We start from the raw sequence: 22,188 nt of genomic DNA on the forward strand, positions 1-22,188 counted from the left end.
GGCGCTCAAGAAAATGGCAAATACTATACTTTTTAATAGGCGGCATTCTTATCTTGAGCTTCGGTTTCAATATTTGGCAGACTCAACGGGCACAAGATCAACTCAAAACACAGTATGTGACTTCAAATACGCCGACGATTTTTCTTCACGGTTGGAGCAGTTCTCTCCGTTCCGAAAAAGATATGGTTTCGGCTGCTGAAGTCAGTGGCGCTGCGTCACGGCGGATGATTATCCATGTTCGACCTAACGGAAAACTAAAGGTTACCGGCACAATCAAGAAATGGATGGTCAACCCGATTATTTTAGTTCGAATGGACAATAATCGAGCTGGAGAGGTTCAGTATGCCCACTGGCTCACCAAAGTTTGTAAGATGCTTAAGCAGAAATACCACGTGAATGAACTCAATTTTGTCGGCCACTCCATGGGTGCTTACGCGGTCATCTACTATAATTTGATGAATGGAAACAACAAAGATGTGCCTCGGGCGAACAAGTTATGCGTCATTGCCGGGCCGTACGATGGCATTATGGATAATCATAAATCCAACCAACCCACTTCCGGTCCATTAATGCAGTTATGGGATGATGCGCCAAACCAAAATCGGATTTTAGCAACTGGCAAGCCTAAAATTATTCACCCTGAATATCGCCTGCTGTATCGATTGCGAAAGAACTTTCCGCATCAAGCCAGGGTATTAAACATCTATGGTAATTTGGGTGACGGTTCTAATTCAGACGGTGTGGTCACAACCGCATCCGCCCTTTCACTGGGATATATTTTACGCGACCATGTCAGCTTTTACCAAACATTTGAGGCGTTTGGCGACAAAGCCCAACACAGTGCGTTGCACAACAACAATTTGGCGGTCAATAAAATATTAACCGAATTTCTCTGGGATAAAAATTACCGCGATAATTCGGCAAGTGAATTGATGCAATAATCTCAAATGGGCATCCGTACCAACCATCTCAACTAAACGAGCAAGGGGCTGTGACAAAACTAACGTTTTGCCAACAGCCCCTTGCTTTTTCAATTTTATATAGCCAAAACGTGTGCCAAAAGGCCGTTTCCTAATGCACTGATTTGACCAATTTGCGGTTGGCCGTGATGTATTGACCATTTTTTAAGACAAAACGGGTTGTCAAATGATAACGCACAATTTTGACGGGTCTCACCAGCTTTCCATAGCGATAAGTTGTGACGTGACCAGTTAAATTTTGGTGACGGTATCCCTTAACGCCCCTTGGATTGATCACTCTAATTTTTGTGTGTTTGCCTTGATAGTACACTGGGCGGACATACTGTTCATTTGCGGTGATATACCCACGTTTGCCATCGGAGCGACTCAAATGATTAACATCACGGACCCGATATCGAAGCTGGCCATTCTTCGATCTGGCATATCCGGTCACCACAAACATTGGCCGGGCGTGGCGCTTTTGTTTGGCGTAACTAAATAACCGGTTATATTTCGCAAAGTTAACTGACTTGTATAAACCAATTCGTTTTAGCGCATAAACAACCGTCCCTTTTGAAACAAGTTTGCCAGCCTTTTCCGAAACCATGTTCGACCGCGTCAGTGTTGACGACTTTTCATGTGTTTGAGAACCTTTGACCGCAGATTTTTCACCGTTGTGTTCGGCCTTTGCAGTTTTTGCGGTTACCGTTGATTTCATGACGAGATCTGCTGATGATTTTGTTGGCAGTTGAACCCTCTCAGATGGCTTGATTACCGTTTGATTTGGCGTGACAACGGGTGTCGCTGGGCCCTGTGACACCACGTTAGCTGTTTTGTGATCTCTGGGCGCCGGGCGCAACTCCGGAACCGCCGGCTTGTGATTGCCTGGATTGTTGACGCGCTTTTCTTTTTCAGTCTGCTCAGTTTTGTTCCGACGCGGCTGACTATCACCGTTAGTCGCCTCTGTTGCGGGTTTATCCGTTGCTGCCAGGTTTTTGGTAACTGGCTGGGTCGGCTTTCCGTGATCGACCGCCAGCTCCTTAGTTTGGCCATCAGACTTTTCGTTCTTAGAAGGAATCTGACCGGTGGATGCAACTTCAGGTTGCTGCGGGGTGAGTGGTTTAGGTAAGTTTGAAATTGAGACTTCGCTCGTTGTTTCACCCACGACATGCTGGGAGGGTGCCTGTTTTGTTGGTTCTGCAGGTTCTGTGCGCGCTGTTCCCTGTTCGCCCTTTGGCAGATAGAAGAACGTCACTTTATAGGTCGGATCTTTTAATTCCTGGAACGTAAACGTGACTGAATTGTCCGGATTCTTGACAAAATATTGGTTCGGAAGCTCAACGTTATCTAGTATATAACCTTCAATTTGTTTGGGAACAAGCGTGACCTTATCGGCATAATGCAGTGTCTTAATGTCTGTTGACATAACATAGCGTTTTTTACTCTCAACGTAATTAATATTGACAGTTGCGGTATATAGCCCGGTACTTTGTGACCGATAGCGGATCTTGATTGGATCGCCCTGACTTTGATTGGTCTTCGGCACTAGATTGGACTCCGAATTGGCAGGAACATAATTCTTCAATGCTGGTGCTTCAAACTTTTCTCCAACAGTTCCAGTCATTTTAATCGGCCTGGTGCCGGGTACATTTGCCCAGCTGCCATCTCGATCAAGCTGATACTGTGGCTGAACGTAAAATGTGACCTGTTGCGTTTTAATGGCCGTACGCTGTTCTTGGGCATCCGCCTTGACTAAAGTCGGTGATTGCCACAACATCATACCGCCAATGGTTGCCAAAACAACTGGTGCCAAATACTTAACTCTTTGTCGCTTCAAATAATTCATAATCGTTTCCCCTTTATATTTAATTCAAACAGGCCCTCTCGTCCCGTTCATAATTATATATACGCAAGAAACGCTGGATATTTTTTTATTTTTCTGATTATTTTGATTTTTTCTAAACAAAAAGGCTGAGACACGAATTCATGTCCCAGCCCGATTTGTTCAAATATGCCTCAGGTAAACTGTGCGCCAAAAGTTATCTTCCGACCGCATCAGTCACTTATCCAACAACAATATTCACAATTTTATTTGGAATTACAATGACCTTACGAATCGTCTTGCCTTCAAGGTACTTTTCAACATTTTCATCTTGTTTAGCTGCTTTTTCAACTTGATCCTGAGCTGCATCACGGTCGATCTCAATGTGTGAACGGACTTTACCGTTGACTTGAACTACCATTTGAACGGTGTTTTCAACCAGCTTGGAAGCATCGTAAGTTGGCCAAGCTTCATACGTAATTGTCTCATCATGTCCTAAGAGGCTCCACAACTCTTCAGCAATATGCGGGGCAACTGGTGACAATAATTTAACGAAACCTTCCATGTAGTCGATTGGAAGCGAATCAGCCTTATAGGCGTCGTTAACGAAGACCATCATCTGAGAAATGCCGACGTTAAATCGCATGTGACTAAAATCATCAGACACAATTTTGACGGTTTGGTTGTAAATTTTGTCGAGCTTGCCATCATTAATGGTCGTCACACGATCACGCAGATGGTTATTATCATCAATCAACAAGCGCCAAACCCGGTCGAGCCAATGGTAGGCACCATGAATTCCTTCAGTACTCCAAGGCTTGGCAGCGTCAATTGGGCCCATGAACATTTCATAAACCCGTAGCGTATCGGCACCATATTCGTCAACGATGTCATCTGGGTTGATCACATTTCCTTTTGATTTGGACATCTTTTCGTGGTTGGTTCCCAAAATCATCCCTTGGTTAACCAGCTTCTGGAATGGTTCTTTGGTTGGCACAACTCCTAAATCATAAAGGAACTTATGCCAGAATCTTGCGTATAGCAAATGTAGTACCGCATGCTCGGCACCACCGACATAGAGATCAACAGGTGACCAATATTTCAACTTTTCAGGAGACGCAATCGCTTTGTCGTTATGAGGATCCATGTAACGCAACCAGTACCATGAGCTTCCGGCCCATTGCGGCATGGTGTTGGTTTCTCGTTTCCCTTTGCGGCCGTTTTCATCAACGACATTTACCCAGTCATCCAAATTAGCAAGTGGGCTTTCTTTACCGCCGGAAGTTTGAATATCCTTGGCTTTTGGTAGGCGAAGTGGTAATTCATCTTCCGGAACCAGCGTGGTTTCGCCATCTTCCCAGTGAATTACCGGAATTGGTTCACCCCAGTAACGTTGACGGCTGAAAATCCAGTCTCGAAGTCGGTAGTTGACCTTTTCGTGGCCGGCCTTATGTTCGGTTAACCAATCAATCGCTGCTTTGATAGCCTCGTCTTTGCCCATGCCGTCAAGGAACCCTGAATTAAAGTGGGGACCATCGCCGGTAAATGCGGCTTCATCGGTATTACCACCTTCAATAACCGGCACAATTGGCAGACCGAATTTCTTGGCAAAATCATAGTCACGATCATCATGAGCAGGAACGGCCATAATTGCACCGGTTCCATATGATTCAAGGACGTAATCACCAATCCAAATTGGCACTTCCTTGCCGTTCATTGGGTTAATTCCGTAAGCACCGGTAAATACCCCACTCTTATCTTTGTTTAAATCCGTTCGTTCCAAGTCAGATTTACGAGAAACTTCTTCTTGATAAGCCTTTACCTGATCGGCTTGTTCCGGCGTGGTAATCTTTGCCACCAACTCGTGTTCAGGTGCCAAAACCATGTATGTAGCGCCAAACAGGGTGTCTGGACGAGTCGTGAAGACCTCGACTTGATCATCCGGATGGCCTTTAACACCGAAGAAAACACTAGCGCCTCGTGAACGACCAATCCAATTGCGTTGCTGTTCCTTGATGCTTTCCGGCCAATCCAAGTCATCAAGATCGTCAATTAAGCGGTCGGCATATGCGGTAATCTTTAAGACCCACTGACGCATTGGGACACGGTATACTGGGTAACCGCCACGTTCCGTCTTGCCGTCAACAACTTCTTCGTTGGCAACCACGGTACCCCCCATGAAGTCTGGAGCCCAGTTGACTTCAATGTTATCTTCATAAGCTAAACCACGCTTGTAAAGCTGTTCAAAAATCCATTGTGTCCACTTGTAGTAGCTTGGATCCGTGGTATTAATTTCACGATCCCAATCATATGAAAATCCAAGCGACCGAATCTGGCGCTTGAAGGTCTTAATATTTTTCGCCGTGAAATCCCGTGGATTGTGGCCGGTCTTTAACGCATACTGTTCAGCGGGTAATCCAAACGCATCCCATCCCATTGGATGAAGAACATTTTTGCCCTGCATACGTTTCATTCTGGCCATAATATCTGTCGCCGTGTAGCCTTCTGGATGGCCAACGTGAAGTCCCTGACCTGATGGATAAGGAAACATATCCAAGACATAGTATTTCTCTTTGTCGGCATTTTCTGTCGTCTTAAATGTTTTATGTTCTTTCCAATAATGTTGCCATTTTCGCTCAATTACCTCATGATTGTATGCCATTTTGCAATTGCCACCTTTCAATATTTTTCAAGATATGAAAAAAGTCCCATAAGAAACCACACTGGGCTTCTTATAGGACGATTTATCGCGGTACCACCTATATTCTCAATTACTTGAGCACTCGGATCAATAACGGCGATAAACCGGCGTGGCTTACTTTGTTCGGCCAGGCACTCGACGATGAGTTCACCACCACCTGCTCTGAGTTCGCAGCACCCACTCAGTTTCTGGATAACAAGTCGTTAGTTACTAATTCGTCTCTGCATTTTCACAAATTGAAATTATTGCCTATTATCATAACAAAACGTTCAGTAAAAAACAACTGCCCAGCGTGCTATAATTTTAGATATTGGAGTGAAAAACATGAAAAAACAATCTCAATTAGGATTTAATTTAACGGCCGGCGTTTCCCTGGTCATCTTTCTGATGTTGGCTTATGGCGTCTTGTTTCACCAGACCTGGATTCACACGTTTGATCAATACTTTGGTCACGCAGTCCGAAGATTTATCAGTCCAGGGCTATCGACTTTTATGATTCATTTTACTAAATTTGGCAACTTTACTTCGTTACTCGGCTTTACGGTCGGGGCGGGATTGATTTTATTTTTAGTCCGCCGAATTAAAGCGGCGCTGTTCCTCTTAATTAATGGCGTACTCCTAGCTGGACCCGTCAACGTTTTAGTCAAACACTTCATTAATCGCCCGCGGCCAACGTTACCCCACATGGTCACTGTTCATTCAAGCAGTTTTCCCAGCGGCCATTCAATGAGTATCATGCTCGTCGCCGGCAGTCTAATCCTGATTGCCAACCGACTCTTGAAAAACGCGACAACCAAGCTGATTGTGGGGATTTTGCTGGCAATCATTATTTTGGGGATTGGCATCAGCCGGATCTATGTCGGGGTGCACTTTGCCAGTGACGTCTTGGGTGGTTGGAGTTTAGGCTTCGTAACGTTAGCCATCTCACGTTATTGCTTTAATCGATTTGGAGGTGGGATTGCATGAAACAGTTATTATCCGCACTGGACTTCAGCCACGAACTGTTATCGCAAGTGGTCAGTTATGGCGATACGGTCGTTGACTGCACCGTTGGAAATGGTCATGATACCCTATTTTTAGCAAATTTGGTTGGCACGGACGGGACCGTCTATGGATTTGATATTCAGGCCCAGGCAATTGAAAATACCAAGGCGCTGCTTCGCAAAACTCCACCCAGTGCTAAAAACATTTTTTTATATAATATCAGTCATTCAAAAGTGGATGAAATTCTGCCCTACCAAACCATGATTTCAGCAGCCATTTTCAATCTTGGTTATTTACCAGGGGGCGATAAAACGATCGTCACCTATCCGGAAACCACGATTGAGGCAATTAAGGGTTGTTTAAATCACCTGGCTCATAATGGGCTGGTCATTGTGGTTGCCTACTATGGCCATCCAGGCGGTGAACGCGAAAAAAACACCGTCCTCGAATTTGGCAGTCAACTAGACCAAAAACGGTACAGTGTTTTAAAGTATAGCTTTTTAAATCAAACCCATTGGCCACCGATTTTGATGGCCATTCAGCGGATCGATTAATTGATTCGCTGTTTTTTATTGCGCCGGTCAGCTAAATTAACTGCATAAGCGATGACAATTAAAATCAGACCGACGACGAACACATTGTGCAACGAGTTATACAGAATTTCTCGCAAATGAGGCAGCACTTTTTCACCTAATTCGTGGGCAGTCAACGGATTAATCAACTTGTCCATCATCTTAAGCGACGTCCCGTCAGTTTGGCGGACACCTCGTAACATCGTCGTGTTCATGACGATGCCAAATACTGAAATCATCAAGGTTTGTCCAAGGGTTCGGCAAAGCGTATTAAATGAAGTCGCCACCCCAATTTGAGTGGGCTTAACTTCGTTTTGGACGCTGATAATCGACGTGGTGACCGTTAAACCAAATCCGGTACCAACGATCATTGAAATGCCTAAAAAGGCCACAAACGGCGTATAGGCCGGAATCAGGACCATAATAACGGCACCCACCAGGATAAAGAACAAACTGAGGTTAATAATTCGATACGGTGACGTCTTGGCTAATAATTTGCCGGCAAGAAACGACCCGACGATCCACATCAATGAACTTGGGGTAACCGCAAAACCAGCCATGGAGGCCCTCAGTCCGAGTATTCCCTGCGTCCAATCGGGCAAATAAACTTCATAGCCGATCAGAAAGCCACTGACCAGAAAAACCACGATGTTTTGAACAACAAACGTCCGGTTGTCAAACAGCTCCATTGGAATTAACGGGTCTTTGGCCAGGCGTTCCGTTCTGATAAACATCACAAAGGAAATAATAGCGACCAAAAAGCAGACGGCAACAATCTTCCAATTAATCGGATCCTGGCCGACTAATTGAAACGCGTACATGACTGCCAGTAACATGACTGTGAGCCAACTGGTGCCGGCAATATCCATTTTAGTCGAGGCATGCTGTTTTTCTTCGTGGAGGAAAAATTGCACCATTACCATCACAATCAAACCGATTGGCAGGTTAATAAAAAAGATCCAGTGCCAGCTCAAACGATCAACAATAAAGCCACCCAACAGCGGGGCGATAACAGAAGCAATCCCCCATGCTGACGAGTTTAGCCCCAGCACCTGAGCGCGTTTTTCCAATGGATAGATGTCTGCGATAATTGTATTTGAAATTGGCATAATCGATCCGGCACCGATTCCCTGAATGGCCCGCCAAAAAATCAAAACCAGCATCGAATTGGAAAGTCCAGACATGACCGAGCCAAAAATGAAAATCAAAATTCCCACAATAAACATCGGCTTGCGACCAAAACTATCGGCCAATTTACCGTAGATTGGTGTCGCAATTGCGTTGGTAAGTAAAAAGATCGAAAAGACCCAGTTCATGAGGGAAACCCCACGCAAATCACCAACGATAGTCGGCATGGCCGTTGAAACAATGGTCCCTTCGATCGCTGCCATAAAAGTGGCAATGAACAGAGCGATTGTCACTAATGTCACGTTACTTTTTGTCGCTGTTTTCGTCATGAAATGACCCCTTTTTTCTCTAAATTAAACAAAAAAATGCCCTTGAATTTTCAAGGGCGTTTTGCTTGTCAGCTGTTTATAACTTGAAATAATCTTTTAACGCATCAACTTTATCGGTATGTTCCCAAGGAAGATCAATATCGGTTCTTCCAAAGTGGCCGTAAGCAGCCGTTTGTTCATAAATCGGTCGCTTCAAATCAAGCATCTTAATAATTCCTGCAGGTCGTAAATCAAACATGGCCCGGGTAGCATCAATCAACTTTTCTTCCGGAACTTTGCCAGTCCCAAAAGTATTGATGTCGATCGATACCGGCTTGGCAACACCAATTGCATAGGCTAACTGGATTTCTGCTTCATCAGCCAATCCGGCAGCGACAATGTTTTTGGCAATGTAGCGGGCTGCATAACTGGCGGAACGGTCAACCTTGGTTGCGTCCTTGCCGGAAAATGCGCCACCACCATGGTGGGCAAAGCCGCCGTAAGTATCAACGATAATCTTTCGGCCGGTCAAGCCGGCATCCCCTTGAGGGCCACCGATGACAAAACGGCCGGTTGGGTTAACCAAATAACGAGTCTTATCGTCAAGATACTTGGCAGGAATAACCTGCTTAATGATCTGATTGATCACGTCATTTCGAACCTGGTCCAAGCGAACACCATCGTCGTGTTGGGTACTTAAAACGACCGTATCAACCCGTTCCGGCTTTCCGTCATCATTGTATTCAACCGTTACTTCGGCTTTGGCATCCGGGCCAAGGTAGCCGATTTCGCCACTCTTACGCAGGGATGCTTGTTTTCTCATCAGCTGATGAGATAACGAGATTGGGAGCGGCATCAATTCTGGTGTTTCGTTAATGGCATAACCAAACATCAAGCCCTGATCCCCGGCACCAATCTGGTCGAGTGGATCGTTGTTGCCTTCACGTTGTTCCAACGCGTCGTCAACGCCAAGGGCAATATCCGGCGATTGACCATCCAGGGCCACAATGACAGCACATGAATCACCGTCAAAGCCATAACGACCGTGGGTATAGCCAATTCGCTTAATTGTATTTCGAACCACTTTTTGAATATCCACATAGGCAGTGGTCGAAATTTCACCAAACACAAACACCAGTCCTGTGGTGACTGATGTCTCACATGCAACCCGGGCATCCGGGTCCTTTGCTAACAAGGCATCCAAAATTGCATCACTGATTTGATCAGCAATCTTATCCGGATGGCCCTCTGAAACTGATTCCGAAGTAAATAAATGTTTTTCACGCATTTCATTTTCCCCCTCTTTATTTTTAAGGTTACAAGGCTTCTTCACGCAGCGCGCGAATCCTATCGGGAACTCATAACTTTTCAATCTTATCATAAAAAATTTTATTTTGTAAACAATTTTTTAATTGGTCGTTGACCCCCACCCTGAAAAACATTACGATTAATTTTATAACAATCTTTCGAAAACTTAAGAAGGAGAATGCCCTTGTTAACCTTTAATCGATCAAGTTTGGCACAGTCCGTGTTTCGTATCATTTCACTTTTAATCATCTGGATGCTGTTTGCCAACGTTTCATTTAATCAATTTTTTCTCAACCCACAGCTTCGTCAACTCACCTTAATCGGACTGATTTTAGCGGTTTTGTTAAACGAAGTCTCCAGTCCAATCAAGACATTTTCCGTGATTGCGGTTAGTGACGTACTTTTAGTGATTCTTTTGGGATTTCTCTATTTTAAAACTGCTTCGGTCAATATTTGGCTGATCCTGATTGACTTTTTGTTGGCCAACGTCCTGTTGTTAAGCAAATTTATCGACGAACCCCACTGTCGCTGGATTATCTACGGCTTCATCAGCGGCACCGGGCTGGTCTTTTTATTTAATCTTTCATACCACCATTATTTTTCACTGGTCTCGTTGATGTACATCACTTTGATGATTTTTGCCAACATCTTTTTTTCGTACTATGCATTCATGAAAAAAGGCAGCCAGTTTTCAATGATCGTCATCTGCGTGCTCATCCTGCTGTTATGTTTGACGTTGGAAATTTCATTTTTTAAACTGCTGTTAATCACAATTGTGTTGGCATTTTACATTTTCTTCGAATCCAAGGTCAACCAGCGAAATCACGAAAAACGGGCCAATGTGTCGCGAATTTCATTTTTATTATTTTCAATGTTTGTCGTTCTTTAAGGTTCATTTATTATAATTTTGTTAATATGATTAATTTTGCGAAAAGAAATCTCAATAATCCGTCCAGCGCACTGCCAAGCGTGTAAGATAATTGTAAATTGATTAACTTGGTAAGGCGGTGAAAAGCGTGAATATTAAAGTAGTTGGTGACATCCGAATCGGAAAAATTCAACCTTCATTAACCGGTAACCCGATTGTCGACGATGTCTTAATTCAGCACTTCTGTGACCAATTAAAAAAGCAGTTAACTTCCCTGCATTTATACGTTGACATCGTAGCTGACCATTTCTTCGACCCAACCAGTCAAAGTCCCGATATTATCTTGATGGACAAGCGCATTATCGATGATCTTCCAGATGAACTTTTGATGAACTTTAAAATCATTGAGATTGAACACAACGATATTTTAAGAGGCAATGTCACAAACGCCATTGCAGCACTTAAACATTTCAACAGTGGTGGCACCCAGCTTGGGGAACACTTGTCAGCGATTTAAATCAACCACATTTAACAATTGAACAAACTAAAAACTAGGTCTTTGAGTAAAACGCAAGTTTTGCTCAAAGACCTAGTTTGGTGTTTTAACGATTATTTCAGAGATGGTCACTTGCGAAAGCGACCGTCTCTTTTAATGTACCAAATCATGACAACAACCATCAATAACGTGAGAACAACCGTATAAAACCAGGCCTGATCGGCACTTGCCAAAGGCAGCTTAACATTCATCCCATAAAATCCGGATACGATTGGTGGGATCGCCAAGACTAACGACCAGATCGTCAAGAACTGCATGGTCTGATTTAATTTATTGTTCAAAATATTGCCAAAGGCCGATTCGGTCTCGCTGACGACATCGCCCACAACATCAAACATCGTTTGGCACTGCTTATACTCAATTAAGAGGTCCGAAATGGCTGCCATGGACTGCTGCATCAAGCTGGACGACAACGTCACATTGGTCTTAATTGTCGGCTGTAACTCCTGTAAAGCCACCAAATTCCCCGCCGTCGCCGATCTTAAGTAAACCAAGCTGGTTTTTAAAGCTGCCAACTCATCCAAACTATGGTTGCTGATTGAACGATGATGCATCCCCTCAAGTTCTTCAGCTTTATGGCTAATCACATCCAATTGATCAAAATAAGGAGAAATCATATCAAACAAAATTGAAATAATGTGCTCGACTACTGATGGGTATTCAACTTGAGCCCCATCCGACAGCATTTTTCCCTGTTTTTCATCGTGGCAAACCGTCACCAATAATGTGTTACTGAATCCCAGAAAGATTGGCATCGTCAACATCCGCTCCGACGATTGATTTGCGATCGCCCGCACCACCAGCGCACCAAACCCTGACAACTCATCATAGGTTGCCCGGGGCTGCTCATGGCGGTCCATCATGTAACTTTGAAATTTAACGGGTGTTTGGTAATCATTGGTCACCTGGCGTAATTCTTCTTTTGTTGGCGAAATTACCTCAACCCAAGTGTATGAAGCAAGTTTGTGGATTTTGATCATTTTTGTCCCTCATAAATGGCCTAATTGATTGTTTATACTAAATTTTAGAGGGTTGGCTGCCGAATTTCAACCTGAGCTGGTTTAGGAACGTGATTTCTTTGAGATCAGCTGGTAAATCACCAGCATCGATCCAATGGAAACAAGTGAAATGATCATGGCGACCCGAGTGGCCTCATTGAACAATAAGAAGCCCAAAATAAAGACGAAAAATGCCAGCGTGAGGTAATCGGTAATGGGATACCCAGGCATTTTAAAGACCGAACTGCCCTTGGGGTGTTGTCTGCGATATAGGATATGAACAATGATCAAGACCACCCAGACCACCACAAAGTTGATCGTGGAAACGGATGACACCAGGTTAAAGACACCAGCTGGAATAAAGTAGTTTAAAACCACGATAATCAGCAGAAATGCCGTCGAAAAGTTCAACGCAATGTTGGGGACCCCATTTCGACCGAGGCGCGTGAGAAATGACGACGCATTTCCACCCATACTCAGTGCGTACATGGTCCGACTGGTACTGAACAAACAACTGTTGGTAGCCGATACGGCAGCCGTCAAAACCACAAAGTTCAAGATCCCGGCAGCTCCTACGATTCCAATGCCGGAAAAGACCTGAACAAACGGGCTGGCCGTTGTTGTAATCTTATCCCAAGGGTAAACACTCATCACCGCAATCATCGACCCAACGTAAAACAACCCAATTCGAATCGGCAGACTGTTAATGGCTTTGGGCAGGTTTGATTCCGGATCATCGGTTTCACCGGCGGTCAGCCCCACCATTTCAATGCCGACAAAGGCAAAAACCACCATCTGAAATGACATTAAGAACCCGTGCGCCCCAGTTGGGAAAAAGCCACCGTGGTTAACCAACTGACTGAAAGAAGCGGTCGAGCCGTCAACGTTGGCGTGAAAAAGTGCTAAACCGAAGCCAACGACCACCAAGAGAATGATGGCCACGACTTTAATCATTGAAAACCAGGATTCCATTTCACCAAACAAGCCGACGTTGACCATATTGGCACCAAATAAACACAGCAAAATAATCAGAGGCGGAATCCATTGAGGCACGTTTGGAAACCAGTACTTAATATAGATTCCGGTCGCCGTCAGGTCTGCCATTGCCAAACTGATCCAGCAGAACCAGTAGGTCCAACCCGTCACAAATTCCCAGCGGTCTCCGAGGTAAATTTTAACAAAGTCCAAAAAAGAATGTTTGCTGGTATCCGACAATAGCAGTTCGCCGATTCCCCGCATCAGTAAAAAACAGAAAGCACCGACAATCAGGTACGATAAAATAATCGAGGGGCCAGAAGTATGAATCGCCGAACCGGACCCCAGAAACAGGCCGGTTCCGATGGCACCACCAATAGCGATCATCTGAATGTGACGACTTTTTAGTGAACGTGATAGTGCATTTTTCTGATCATGATTTTCCATAACTTCCTCCTTAGTTGTTTGAACAAAAAAAGCCCCCAGTACCAATTACAGTACCAGGGGCGTTAGTCAACGCGGTTCCACCCAAGTTCTACAATACAATATGTATTGCCTCTTATTGCAGATAAGGCTGCCGCCAGTAAGTATTTGCCATATCGGTGCCAACTTTCAGCAAGTGTTGGCTCTCTGTGAATATTAACAAGTATACGAGCCATATTTAAAATGTCAACCCCAAATTGTAAACACTTGTTCATCATTTGGGTACACCGACATTTTTATCCAGCTAATTAGTTGATTTTTCCCGCATTCCCGTGTATGTTTGACGTAATAAAAGTTGATTGGACTTTTACCCCAATCTGATTTATGGAGGCTATCAAAATGGATTCGCATACTGCTTTATTAATTATTGACTACACAAACGATTTTGTTGCTGATAAAGGTGCCTTAACCTGTGGTGCTCCCGGTCAAAAACTGGAACCGGCAATCATCAATTTAGCCGACCAATTCGTCCAAAATGGCGACTGGGTCATCTTACCAACTGATGTTCATAAACCAAACGACCCCTACCATCCTGAAACCAAGCTGTTTCCCCCTCACAATGTTAGAAATACCTGGGGAAGAGAATTTTACGGCAAGCTGGCTGACTGGTACCGGGATCATCAAAAAGACGATAAAGTTTACATGTACGACAAGACGCGTTATAGTGCGTTTGCCGGAACCGATTTGGATATCCGACTGAGAGAACGTCACGTCGATACGGTCCACCTGGTAGGCGTCTGCAGCGACATCTGTGTCTTGCATACAGCAGTCGATGCGTACAATCTTTCTTACAACATTGTCGTTCATAAGAGTGGCGTCGCAGGGCTGACCCCTGAAGGAAACGATTGGGCCTTAAATCATTTTGAACACGTTTTAGGTGCCAAAGTTGAGGACTAATCAGATTTGATTTTGCAAAAATCCGATTTTTAGTGTTTAATGTTCTTCAGTAGACAAAATATAGTTTCGAGTGAAGATGGTGTAAAGCAATGTTTTACTGCCATCTTCTTGGCGTTCTCTAATTATTTTGTACTAGGGAGGAACAACGATGGCTAATAAAGTATCCAGGTACAATAACGAGCAGTGGGAAACTGCCAAAGAAGCGGTTTTACAAGAATATGAAGATTACAAACAAACGCTTCGGGAGCAAGGAGTTGATTACACCATTAAAAATTCGCGGCAATTACTGATCTATCAAGATTTGGTCGCTGAATGGCAGCACAAATTGGGAACGGTTATTACCGACCTTGAAGACAACGTGTTTGCCCTGACCATTTTTGATGATCTCAAAAAACGAAAGGTCAGCTCGCTTCTTGCCCGCGGTTATGAGCACATTTCCAGCTGGCCTGATTTCAACCCAACCGCGTTGGCACTTTGGCTTGAGTTGGAAGAAGACGAAGCAATGGCATAAGGATATGCGAGGTGAGTTCAATGTCTCATTTTGATCTTTCAATGGTTGTCACGATCGCACTGGGATTGATTTTGATGGTCCTGACCGATAACCGACCATTTGCAATCACCTTGGCCACATTGGTGATACTCGTTACCATCATTTGGACCATCCAAAAAAAGGTAGCCGTTACTCAATCAAAAAATCATGATAAAACAAAGGGTGTTTAATGACGCCTTAATGAGGATTTATGGTGACTTTTCAAACGTCAAAGAGGCCTGTGACAAAACGTGATGCGTTTTGTCACAGGCCTCTTTTTTGCTCATTTGTCCTTCTTTTTATCAGTTTTCTTATTATTTTTGAGATATTCTTCACGGGTCTGAAGTTCCTTGACGTGAATTTTAATCTCGGTTGGCTTTAAATCCGTCATCTCAGTAATCGTCTGAGTTAATTTAGCGGTAATCTTTTTGAAGACGGTCGGAATCGACTTGCCATATTCCAAAACAGCATCCATCGATAATTTGACTTCTTTATCATCGTTATCTAAATCTACTTTAACCCCCATGGAAGGATCCGTTTCATCACTGAATTTATCGGTCACGGTATCGATAATGTTTCCTTCCAATGACAGCACCCCATCAACATCCCGAACTGTGTTTCCGGCAATTTTTGCCAATACATCATCATCATAAGTTAAAACCGTTGCTACGTTGGTGTTATTTTCTTGTGTCATCTCGATTTCCTCCATTTACAGGTTATTCAACCCGGTCATCGTTCACGTCATTGGCAATATCATCTTTTTTGCGGGAGCTTTGCTGTTCCCATTCTTTTTTGGTCAAAACATCATTGATATTTAAATTAATCTCAACCACATCCAACCCGGTGTAATTTTTGATGGCTTTTTGTGTTCGACTACAAATTTCGTCAAAGATTTGCCGGGCATCAGCACCATACTCAATTGTCGCTTCCATATCCAAAGCGACCTGTTTTTCACCAACTTCGGCATCAATCCCCTTGGTTGGATCGGTTGTTTTTGAAAAGCGGTCAGCTAATTCGCTCATCATCCCACCATCAAGCGACAGGACCCCATCGACACTTCGGCAAACTAATCCGGCGATTTTTTCAATCACTGAATTTTCAAACGTTAATTTTTTCGTTAATTCTGGTGCTTTCACAGTTGCGTCCATAATTTCCAACTCACTTTCTATTTAAACGTGTTGTTAATCATCACTTATCAGCTGACTAATGAGATTTTTAATCCCACCGAATTTCCAGATCACGGCACCAATCAACGCGCCAATGACCGTCAGCGCCAAGACAATTAGCATCCCGCTCAGGCCGGAAAAGACCCAAACGATTCCACAAATCATCCCGAAGATTGCACCGTACATGATTGCATTCATTGACTTTCCCTCCTATACGACCCGGGGTCTGCCGGCTTTTTGGCGCTTGGAAGCTGAGTCAAAGGGTTTCACTTTAACTTTGACCTTTTTGACGTCTACGTCCATCAAACGATGAACTTGATCAATCACAATGGTCTGAATATCTTCTCCAAGCTTTACCAGATCGTGGTTCAATTTGTCGACAGCCGTCACGTGGACAGTTGCGACCCGATTTTTCGTTCGTAATTTCAATTTGACAGTGACGTCATTGACGTTTCCCTGCTCCATGATGGCGTTTCGCAAGATCTTTTCAACTGCCGGCTTGGAAATGCTTAATTTACCATTTGGTGAATTAAACCGCAGTCGATCAGCCTTTCTTGGGGCAAATATCGCAATGGCGATGCCAACAATGCCAACCAGGGTGACGATCAGAGAAATCACGATCCCAAGCACCCAAATCCAAGTGGCTTGTGTTTGCACGCTTGGCAGCAGTACCCGGGAAACATGGTCAATCGGGATAACGATCCCCAGCAGCCACCCGGATTGAATCATTCCGACCAAACTAACCAGACATATGAGAAACTTCGTGAATCGATTCAATTTCAGACCTCCTTTCACAAAAGAGGTAATTTACTTGGCCATTCCACGAGTGACCATCGAAACAACCAGTACCAAGAGCACCGCCCCAACAATCGCAGGAAGAATTGCCATTCCCGCCAGTTGTGGCCCCCAGGAGCCAAAGATTGCTTCTCCCAGCCAGGCGCCAATTAAACCACCGACAATGTTTCCGATCCAGCCCATTGGCATGTCACGACTAACGATTGCGCCAGCAAGTGCCCCAATCAGCCCACCAATAATAAGTGTCCAAATTAAACTAAACATGATCATCATCCTTTCTGCACATAAATTTATAGAACTTATAGCTCTCTTGCTATGCTTTCATTCTACAATAACTACAAACTTATTGTGTGAATAAGATGTGAAGAATGTATGAAGATTTTCGCAAGCCCCTGATCATCGGTTTAAAGACAACAAAAAAAGCCATCCCCTAAGAGATTGGCTGTTGATACACTTTCAATTATCGACTTGAAACCCAGGCTAAGATACCCAATGCGATCGAGCTGACCAAAATCAACCCCAACATAACTAAATGAAACTTCTTATGCATCACCGCTAACGCCAAATATTCACGAATGACGGCGTTGGGCAAATAATAAAAGGGCGTTTTGGCTCCAATCCCGAAGGCATCAAGACCAGCCTTTCGGGCAAGTATTCCCGCCCGCAAAGTATGGTAATTGCTGGTCACAAAGACCACTTTTGGCTGGGAGTCATTAGAGACTTTAGAAATAAGCTGTTTTGAAAACTGCATATTTTGAGACGTGTTTACCGACTGATCTTCGACCAACGTATCCGCCTTTCTGGCACCGTGTTCCCAAGCATACTGCTGCATCGCAACGCCTTCGGGTATTTTTTCATCACTGCCCTGCCCACCGGAAAAAATGAGTTTGGCGTGCTTGTTTGCTTTATGAATCTGGTGATTATAAAAGGCGATTCCACGGTTGATCCGACTTCCCAACAGCCTGCCGACCTTATGGCCATCGACCAACCCTGCTCCTAACACAATGATAAAATCCTTATTGTTTCGAGGAAGATACAGCTGATAAATCAACATCGAAGATAAGGTCGTCCAAACAGTCAGCAGCACGTACAAAATGATCATCGTCAAAAAGCTGATAATAAATGTCTGAATCGGCAGCGGTGTTTGAATCGGGTTAAAGAAGATCAAAATATCAACTAAAACCACCCCGATTCCGGCAATCAAAGTCAATGAACTGCTGAGACTGTAACCTTCTCGCCGCCAGACAATAAAGGCGTTGACAAACAAAAAAATAAAACTCAATAGGAGTCCCAAAACGACCCCTAGTCCGGTCACAAATAAGGCAACGGCAATGACCAACGCGTAATATTTCTGATCAAACATGACAAATAATTGGACCAACAATGCTAATAAGGCAATTAAGGCCAAGTTGGCTAACCAGCCAATGACTGATGAATTGCGATTTTTAATTAAGTATGTAACTAATAAGATGGCTAAGGCGAAAAAAACAACCGCCGTCGCCGCTAACATGAGCATATCCAATCCCCCCCCAATCTAAGATCTTGCGAATGACAAAAGAAGGACCGAAAGTCGTCTTGACTGATCCGGTCCCCGAACTATTTCAGTTAGTTGTTACTTTGAAGCATACGTGGTATTTTGCATTTCTTCAGCCGCGAATACGCGAATAAACTGTAAAATTGCCTTGACCTTTTCATCACCGTATCGACTGATCCAACGATCAAATCTGGCAGTGATCAAATCGTTCACTTTTTTCTCGGTTTCTTTTCCGGTTGGTGTCAGGTGAAGATACAATCTTCTGCGATCACTTTCAGCCGGTTTTTGGTAAATATAATCGTGCTGTAATAAGACTTTGATTTGGCGAGAAATCGCGCTTCGCGTCACTCGCCGTTCACTTGCGATGTCCATTAGAGAAACATTATCCTGTTCTGCAATTGTATGAAGAATCAAATATTGCTCAAAGGATAGACCATACTTGGTTGCCGGCTCTGAAACGAAATTATCTAAGTATTTTAAAGATGACAAATAAACGTCAATTGCTTCTTTTAATAAATCTGCATTGGATTTACTCATAGCTTTCACCATTCCCCTTTAATTATTAAAACTTACATCACCTTGATTATATATTGTCGGCACTATTGTCGCAACTAAATGCACTAACCTTTAACATTTTAGTGAATTATGCTTTATACTGATTGTTATAACAACAAAATAATTGGGGGCAAATATGGATAACCAAGTCATTGCTTTAATTCATCAAGTTGAATTAAATATTTTCAAAATGTTTGCGTCGATTGCACGAAAATACCAAATCAATTATATTGCACTGGGAGGTACCATGCTGGGTTCTATTCGCCACCAGGGATTTATCCCTTGGGATGACGATATGGACGTCGGCATGTTACGTTCCGATTATGAACGTTTCTTAAAAATTGCGCCCGAAGCCTTAAAGTCCGAGCACTATTTTCTCCAGACCCCTTGGACGGACGAGAATTACGCTCTAAGCTATTCCAAGCTATTGGATAGGAATACCTTCATTGAAGAAAAGAACAACGTTAACAACGCACGTAAAGGCGTATTTTTGGATATCTTTCCACTGGATAAGATTCCGGACTCTTCTGCTCGTCAGCGCCGGCAAATCCTTGATATTAGAAGGCTTGACAGCCGAATCTATTTAAAGTTGCGTTATAATGTGATTGATAACCCAATGAGAAAATTTCAAAATCCGTTATCAGATGAACAGCTGGTCACTTCCGAGGACTTCAAGAAACAACGTGACGATATCATGACGATGTACAATGACAAGCCGGCCTTGATGAATGTCAAAAATTTGGCATCTCAGTATGGTTACGACAAGGAAATTCTCACCTTAGACCAATTAAGTGACGTGGTCGAGCTGCCCTTTGAAGATACGGTGATCCGAGTTCCCGCCGATTACGATGCCATTTTAACACGCATCTACGGTGATTACATGCAGCTGCCGCCAGAAAATGCCCGGACTGAAAAACACATTGTCAGGTTAATATTAAACAATCAGGAATTCGAACTATAACATGTTGCTTGAAATACAGTCTTATTTTTGTTAGGTTACATACGTTAAACAAAGTTAGGAATGAAGGTGTCTTTATGTTTAATCCAAATGAATCCCGTTTTGCCAGTTACAGTATCGTCTCCACCCTGCCCGATGAAGCTATCGACAACGTTTGGTACATCATCGACAATGATTTGCAGGGCGTCTTTCCGCTGTCGAATTTGATTACCTTTAACTTGGTCAATAACGATGGTCAACTTTCCTATGATTTCATTCAAGGAAATGAACTGGTCGCTACTTTTGACTCACCATACCCATATGACAACGACTATCCAAATTCTTTAGTCGTCTATGACAGTGGGGATCGACAAATTATTGCTACGCCATCAGAAATCAACTTATAATTTAGTTGTCTTTTATAAAAATGGGAGTGAGACAAAAGGCGTTTTGATCCCAGAATTTAAGCCCATCAATCGATTATTCCTGGTTTTGGAATGATTGATTGATGGGCTTAAATGGCCGGGATCAGCCGATTGCCAAGTAGGCTAAGCAGGCTTTCAGCCGGCCGTCGTCTCACGTTTCAGCTAGATAGTATAAAATCACCAAACAAGAGGCTGAGTCAAAAGTTGATACTTTTGTCCCAGCCTCATTGCTATTCCGTTGCTTGTTCACAAACCCAGACGTTTTGATCGTTGAGCTTGAATCGATACCAATGAGTTGTCCCTTTCCCGTGGGTCTTGTTGGCTTTCTTATTAACCTTAAACGTTTGGTTGAGGATACTTTGCGTTGACCCGGTCACCTTCGATAACGTCGACGTGTTATAAACGTGATTGCGCAGCGCATACTTGCCGCTCTTAATCGTGATTGACTCGTTGGAATCACTATATGTGACTGGATTGAAGCTCAAGGTCTTTGAGAAAACCCAATATTTTTGGGCATTGGCGGCCTTATTGAAACGAATCCGGTACCAAGTTGACTTCGACGGCGTCTTGACGCCCCGGGAGTCGACGTAAACCTTCTTGCCGGTATACGCCGGAAGAGACGCCCAACTGTAGCTATAAGTGCTGTATCCGGCACCCTTAACGTGATTGTATAAACGATAGTGGCTGAAGGTGGGAAGAAGCGTTGCGGTTTCGTTGCCTTGACCGCGATAATATTTAACAGCCGCCTGCTGGGAAGCAGAGTTGGCGTTCAGTGCCCCACTGGTGCCGGATGTTTGATTGGTAGTTGACGAGCTGGTCGAAGCTGAACTGTTGTCATAATAATGTTTAACCAGGGTATAAAAATCATTCATGGTATAAGCCTCACCAAAGTAGGTTTGCCCGGCCTTGGCGTAATAGCCGTCCGGATCGACATGGTCTGACCCACCCAGGTATTTGGCAACTGCTTTGTGTGACCAGACTGTCCCCTTGCCATCATTAACCGCGTTATTGAGTGGCAAATTATACTGGTGCAGCAACTCTGCCGTATAATTGGCCGCATTATTGACTTCTTTGGCGAACGCAGCCTTACTGTGAACTTCGACTTGTTCGAACTGTATGAACCGTCCGTTACCTGGAAATCCACAGCCCCACGCCAAATAGTTGGTGTCGGCAATGTTAATCACCCGGGACGCATCCACGTAAGAATGAACAAAGGCATTTTGATAATTGCGTTTCATGTAGGCAATTTCACCGTAAATCGTCGAACTGGGGTTGCCGGTTTCGTGCACAACGACGCCAGTGGGTGCCCCGGCCGTATAAGCGTTTTTCGGAAAGCCGCTCCAGATGGATTTGGTCACATTAGCCGGTGTCAGGTGTTGGTTGAAAATATATGAATTAACAGCCGAGTCGGCAGCCACACGCCCAGACTGGATCAGAAGCCCTGAAACGCTCAGGCCCACAGAGGCAATGACAATAACGGAAAATCTTCGAATGGATTTATGTAAGTTCAAAGCAATCCCCCCAATGCTGTACACTCATTTCGGTAACAGTATCTGTATCGTATCATATTCCACTATGTGTGAAAAGTTCGCAAACTCAATCGGCTCAAAATGAGAAAAATGGCAAAATAAAAAGTAGGCCGCTAAGCCTACTTTTAAGAACTGCTCCGGCTGGGTTCGAACCAGCGA

24 protein-coding genes, 1 riboswitch and 1 other annotated feature are annotated in these 22,188 nt (G+C 43.9%); of the genes, 10 read left to right on the plus strand and 14 right to left on the minus strand.

What is annotated here, in order from left to right; translation table 11 throughout:
- The first annotated feature begins 53 nt into the window (after positions 1-53).
- Positions 54-941, plus strand: a complete 888-nt coding sequence (locus tag FC51_RS02455; protein WP_404802708.1) for an alpha/beta hydrolase — start codon at positions 54-56, stop codon at positions 939-941.
- Positions 942-1,071: 130 nt separating this feature from the next.
- Here the strand turns inward: FC51_RS02455 and FC51_RS02460 are convergent, their stop codons facing one another.
- Both FC51_RS02460 and leuS read right to left on the minus strand, forming a co-directional pair.
- On the minus strand, positions 1,072-2,805 hold the full coding sequence (locus FC51_RS02460; RefSeq protein ID WP_057910495.1) for a DUF5776 domain-containing protein: 1,734 nt from the start codon (positions 2,803-2,805) through the stop codon (positions 1,072-1,074).
- A gap of 217 nt (positions 2,806-3,022) precedes the next feature.
- Positions 3,023-5,443, minus strand: coding sequence for a leucine--tRNA ligase (gene leuS, locus FC51_RS02465; RefSeq protein ID WP_057910496.1), 2,421 nt, complete (start codon positions 5,441-5,443; stop codon positions 3,023-3,025).
- 70 nt (positions 5,444-5,513) lie between these two features.
- Positions 5,514-5,715 (minus strand) — a binding site (T-box leader).
- A 91-nt stretch (positions 5,716-5,806) separates the two neighbouring features.
- On the opposite strand from leuS, the gene FC51_RS02470 reads away from it, so the two are divergent.
- Together FC51_RS02470 and mnmM are read left to right on the plus strand one after the other, a co-directional pair.
- Positions 5,807-6,448, plus strand: coding sequence for a phosphatase PAP2 family protein (locus FC51_RS02470; RefSeq protein WP_057910497.1), 642 nt, complete (start codon positions 5,807-5,809; stop codon positions 6,446-6,448).
- A complete protein-coding gene (mnmM, locus tag FC51_RS02475; protein ID WP_057910498.1) occupies positions 6,445-7,020 on the plus strand; it encodes a tRNA 5-(aminomethyl)-2-thiouridylate-methyltransferase MnmM in 576 nt (191 codons plus the stop codon). Before FC51_RS02470 ends, mnmM begins: the two co-directional genes overlap by 4 nt.
- Here mnmM and FC51_RS02480 read toward each other — a convergent pair.
- Both FC51_RS02480 and metK read right to left on the minus strand, forming a co-directional pair.
- Complete coding sequence (locus FC51_RS02480) at positions 7,017-8,495, minus strand: MDR family MFS transporter (RefSeq protein WP_057910499.1); 1,479 nt, start codon at positions 8,493-8,495, stop codon at positions 7,017-7,019. The two genes, mnmM and FC51_RS02480, sit on opposite strands and share 4 nt — an antisense overlap.
- Positions 8,496-8,571: 76 nt before the next feature.
- Positions 8,572-9,762 carry a methionine adenosyltransferase gene (metK, locus tag FC51_RS02485; RefSeq protein ID WP_057910500.1) on the minus strand — a complete coding sequence of 397 codons (1,191 nt, stop codon included), beginning with the start codon at positions 9,760-9,762 and terminating at the stop codon, positions 8,572-8,574.
- A riboswitch (SMK box riboswitch) is annotated at positions 9,760-9,843 on the minus strand. Its footprint overlaps the gene before it by 3 nt.
- A gap of 117 nt (positions 9,844-9,960) precedes the next feature.
- Between metK and FC51_RS02490 the strand changes: the two genes are divergently transcribed.
- Together FC51_RS02490 and FC51_RS02495 are read left to right on the plus strand one after the other, a co-directional pair.
- Positions 9,961-10,671, plus strand: coding sequence for a hypothetical protein (locus FC51_RS02490; RefSeq protein ID WP_404802709.1), 711 nt, complete (start codon positions 9,961-9,963; stop codon positions 10,669-10,671).
- A gap of 127 nt (positions 10,672-10,798) precedes the next feature.
- A complete protein-coding gene (locus tag FC51_RS02495; protein ID WP_057910501.1) occupies positions 10,799-11,167 on the plus strand; it encodes a hypothetical protein in 369 nt (122 codons plus the stop codon).
- A gap of 107 nt (positions 11,168-11,274) precedes the next feature.
- On the opposite strand, the gene FC51_RS02500 is transcribed toward FC51_RS02495, so the two are convergent.
- Both FC51_RS02500 and FC51_RS02505 read right to left on the minus strand, forming a co-directional pair.
- Complete coding sequence (locus tag FC51_RS02500) at positions 11,275-12,186, minus strand: magnesium transporter CorA family protein (RefSeq protein ID WP_057910502.1); 912 nt, start codon at positions 12,184-12,186, stop codon at positions 11,275-11,277.
- 81 nt (positions 12,187-12,267) lie between these two features.
- Positions 12,268-13,626, minus strand: a complete 1,359-nt coding sequence (locus FC51_RS02505; protein ID WP_057910503.1) for an amino acid permease — start codon at positions 13,624-13,626, stop codon at positions 12,268-12,270.
- Positions 13,627-14,001: 375 nt separating this feature from the next.
- On the opposite strand from FC51_RS02505, the gene FC51_RS02510 reads away from it, so the two are divergent.
- The 3 genes from FC51_RS02510 (at position 14,002) to FC51_RS02520 (ending at position 15,279) form a co-directional block, all read left to right on the plus strand.
- Positions 14,002-14,559, plus strand: coding sequence for a cysteine hydrolase family protein (locus tag FC51_RS02510; protein WP_057910504.1), 558 nt, complete (start codon positions 14,002-14,004; stop codon positions 14,557-14,559).
- A gap of 148 nt (positions 14,560-14,707) precedes the next feature.
- Complete coding sequence (locus FC51_RS02515; protein WP_057910505.1) at positions 14,708-15,070, plus strand: hypothetical protein; 363 nt, start codon at positions 14,708-14,710, stop codon at positions 15,068-15,070.
- A 20-nt stretch (positions 15,071-15,090) separates the two neighbouring features.
- Complete coding sequence (locus tag FC51_RS02520) at positions 15,091-15,279, plus strand: hypothetical protein (RefSeq protein WP_057910506.1); 189 nt, start codon at positions 15,091-15,093, stop codon at positions 15,277-15,279.
- Between the two features lie 92 nt (positions 15,280-15,371).
- On the opposite strand, the gene FC51_RS02525 is transcribed toward FC51_RS02520, so the two are convergent.
- The 7 genes from FC51_RS02525 to FC51_RS02555 all read right to left on the minus strand — a co-directional run bounded on the left by FC51_RS02525 (position 15,372) and on the right by FC51_RS02555 (position 19,132).
- Entirely contained in the window at positions 15,372-15,782 is a 411-nt protein-coding gene (locus FC51_RS02525; protein ID WP_057910507.1) for an Asp23/Gls24 family envelope stress response protein, read from the minus strand.
- 22 nt (positions 15,783-15,804) lie between these two features.
- Entirely contained in the window at positions 15,805-16,236 is a 432-nt protein-coding gene (locus tag FC51_RS02530) for an Asp23/Gls24 family envelope stress response protein (protein WP_057910508.1), read from the minus strand.
- Between the two features lie 33 nt (positions 16,237-16,269).
- On the minus strand, positions 16,270-16,452 hold the full coding sequence (locus FC51_RS02535) for a hypothetical protein (protein ID WP_057910509.1): 183 nt from the start codon (positions 16,450-16,452) through the stop codon (positions 16,270-16,272).
- A 12-nt stretch (positions 16,453-16,464) separates the two neighbouring features.
- A complete protein-coding gene (amaP, locus tag FC51_RS02540; RefSeq protein WP_057910510.1) occupies positions 16,465-17,031 on the minus strand; it encodes an alkaline shock response membrane anchor protein AmaP in 567 nt (188 codons plus the stop codon).
- 30 nt (positions 17,032-17,061) lie between these two features.
- On the minus strand, positions 17,062-17,313 hold the full coding sequence (locus FC51_RS02545) for a GlsB/YeaQ/YmgE family stress response membrane protein (protein ID WP_057910511.1): 252 nt from the start codon (positions 17,311-17,313) through the stop codon (positions 17,062-17,064).
- A 196-nt stretch (positions 17,314-17,509) separates the two neighbouring features.
- Positions 17,510-18,565: a YdcF family protein gene (locus FC51_RS02550; RefSeq protein WP_057910512.1), complete on the minus strand. Its 1,056-nt coding sequence runs from the start codon at positions 18,563-18,565 to the stop codon at positions 17,510-17,512.
- A gap of 96 nt (positions 18,566-18,661) precedes the next feature.
- Positions 18,662-19,132 carry a MarR family winged helix-turn-helix transcriptional regulator gene (locus FC51_RS02555; RefSeq protein WP_167547574.1) on the minus strand — a complete coding sequence of 157 codons (471 nt, stop codon included), beginning with the start codon at positions 19,130-19,132 and terminating at the stop codon, positions 18,662-18,664.
- Between the two features lie 142 nt (positions 19,133-19,274).
- Here FC51_RS02555 and FC51_RS02560 point away from each other — a divergent pair, with 142 nt between their 5' ends.
- Both FC51_RS02560 and FC51_RS02565 read left to right on the plus strand, forming a co-directional pair.
- On the plus strand, positions 19,275-20,099 hold the full coding sequence (locus FC51_RS02560; protein WP_057910514.1) for a LicD family protein: 825 nt from the start codon (positions 19,275-19,277) through the stop codon (positions 20,097-20,099).
- A 74-nt stretch (positions 20,100-20,173) separates the two neighbouring features.
- Positions 20,174-20,482, plus strand: coding sequence for a DUF960 domain-containing protein (locus FC51_RS02565; RefSeq protein WP_057910515.1), 309 nt, complete (start codon positions 20,174-20,176; stop codon positions 20,480-20,482).
- 248 nt (positions 20,483-20,730) lie between these two features.
- Here FC51_RS02565 and FC51_RS02570 read toward each other — a convergent pair whose 3' ends face one another.
- Positions 20,731-22,011: a peptidoglycan recognition protein family protein gene (locus FC51_RS02570; protein ID WP_225355086.1), complete on the minus strand. Its 1,281-nt coding sequence runs from the start codon at positions 22,009-22,011 to the stop codon at positions 20,731-20,733.
- Between the last annotated feature and the right edge of the window lie 177 nt (positions 22,012-22,188).

The sequence above is a fragment of the Lentilactobacillus parabuchneri DSM 5707 = NBRC 107865 genome (genome assembly GCF_001435315.1).
Lineage (GTDB): Bacteria > Bacillota > Bacilli > Lactobacillales > Lactobacillaceae > Lentilactobacillus > Lentilactobacillus parabuchneri.

Excerpts from the sequence above, each read along its gene's own strand:
- FC51_RS02460 (WP_057910495.1), bottom strand. The coding sequence starts at position 2,805 with ATGAATTATTTGAAGCGACAAAGAGTTAAGTATTTGGCACCAGTTGTT.
- leuS (WP_057910496.1), bottom strand. The coding sequence starts at position 5,443 with ATGGCATACAATCATGAGGTAATTGAGCGAAAATGGCAACATTATTGG.
- FC51_RS02470 (WP_057910497.1), top strand. The coding sequence starts at position 5,807 with ATGAAAAAACAATCTCAATTAGGATTTAATTTAACGGCCGGCGTTTCC.
- mnmM (WP_057910498.1), top strand. The coding sequence starts at position 6,445 with ATGAAACAGTTATTATCCGCACTGGACTTCAGCCACGAACTGTTATCG.
- FC51_RS02480 (WP_057910499.1), bottom strand. The coding sequence starts at position 8,495 with ATGACGAAAACAGCGACAAAAAGTAACGTGACATTAGTGACAATCGCT.
- metK (WP_057910500.1), bottom strand. The coding sequence starts at position 9,762 with ATGCGTGAAAAACATTTATTTACTTCGGAATCAGTTTCAGAGGGCCAT.
- FC51_RS02490 (WP_404802709.1), top strand. The coding sequence starts at position 9,961 with ATGCCCTTGTTAACCTTTAATCGATCAAGTTTGGCACAGTCCGTGTTT.
- FC51_RS02500 (WP_057910502.1), bottom strand. The coding sequence starts at position 12,186 with ATGATCAAAATCCACAAACTTGCTTCATACACTTGGGTTGAGGTAATT.
- FC51_RS02505 (WP_057910503.1), bottom strand. The coding sequence starts at position 13,626 with ATGGAAAATCATGATCAGAAAAATGCACTATCACGTTCACTAAAAAGT.
- FC51_RS02510 (WP_057910504.1), top strand. The coding sequence starts at position 14,002 with ATGGATTCGCATACTGCTTTATTAATTATTGACTACACAAACGATTTT.
- FC51_RS02515 (WP_057910505.1), top strand. The coding sequence starts at position 14,708 with ATGGCTAATAAAGTATCCAGGTACAATAACGAGCAGTGGGAAACTGCC.
- FC51_RS02520 (WP_057910506.1), top strand. The coding sequence starts at position 15,091 with ATGTCTCATTTTGATCTTTCAATGGTTGTCACGATCGCACTGGGATTG.
- FC51_RS02525 (WP_057910507.1), bottom strand. The coding sequence starts at position 15,782 with ATGACACAAGAAAATAACACCAACGTAGCAACGGTTTTAACTTATGAT.
- FC51_RS02530 (WP_057910508.1), bottom strand. The coding sequence starts at position 16,236 with ATGGACGCAACTGTGAAAGCACCAGAATTAACGAAAAAATTAACGTTT.
- FC51_RS02535 (WP_057910509.1), bottom strand. The coding sequence starts at position 16,452 with ATGAATGCAATCATGTACGGTGCAATCTTCGGGATGATTTGTGGAATC.
- FC51_RS02545 (WP_057910511.1), bottom strand. The coding sequence starts at position 17,313 with ATGTTTAGTTTAATTTGGACACTTATTATTGGTGGGCTGATTGGGGCA.
- FC51_RS02550 (WP_057910512.1), bottom strand. The coding sequence starts at position 18,565 with ATGCTCATGTTAGCGGCGACGGCGGTTGTTTTTTTCGCCTTAGCCATC.
- FC51_RS02555 (WP_167547574.1), bottom strand. The coding sequence starts at position 19,132 with ATGGTGAAAGCTATGAGTAAATCCAATGCAGATTTATTAAAAGAAGCA.
- FC51_RS02560 (WP_057910514.1), top strand. The coding sequence starts at position 19,275 with ATGGATAACCAAGTCATTGCTTTAATTCATCAAGTTGAATTAAATATT.
- FC51_RS02565 (WP_057910515.1), top strand. The coding sequence starts at position 20,174 with ATGTTTAATCCAAATGAATCCCGTTTTGCCAGTTACAGTATCGTCTCC.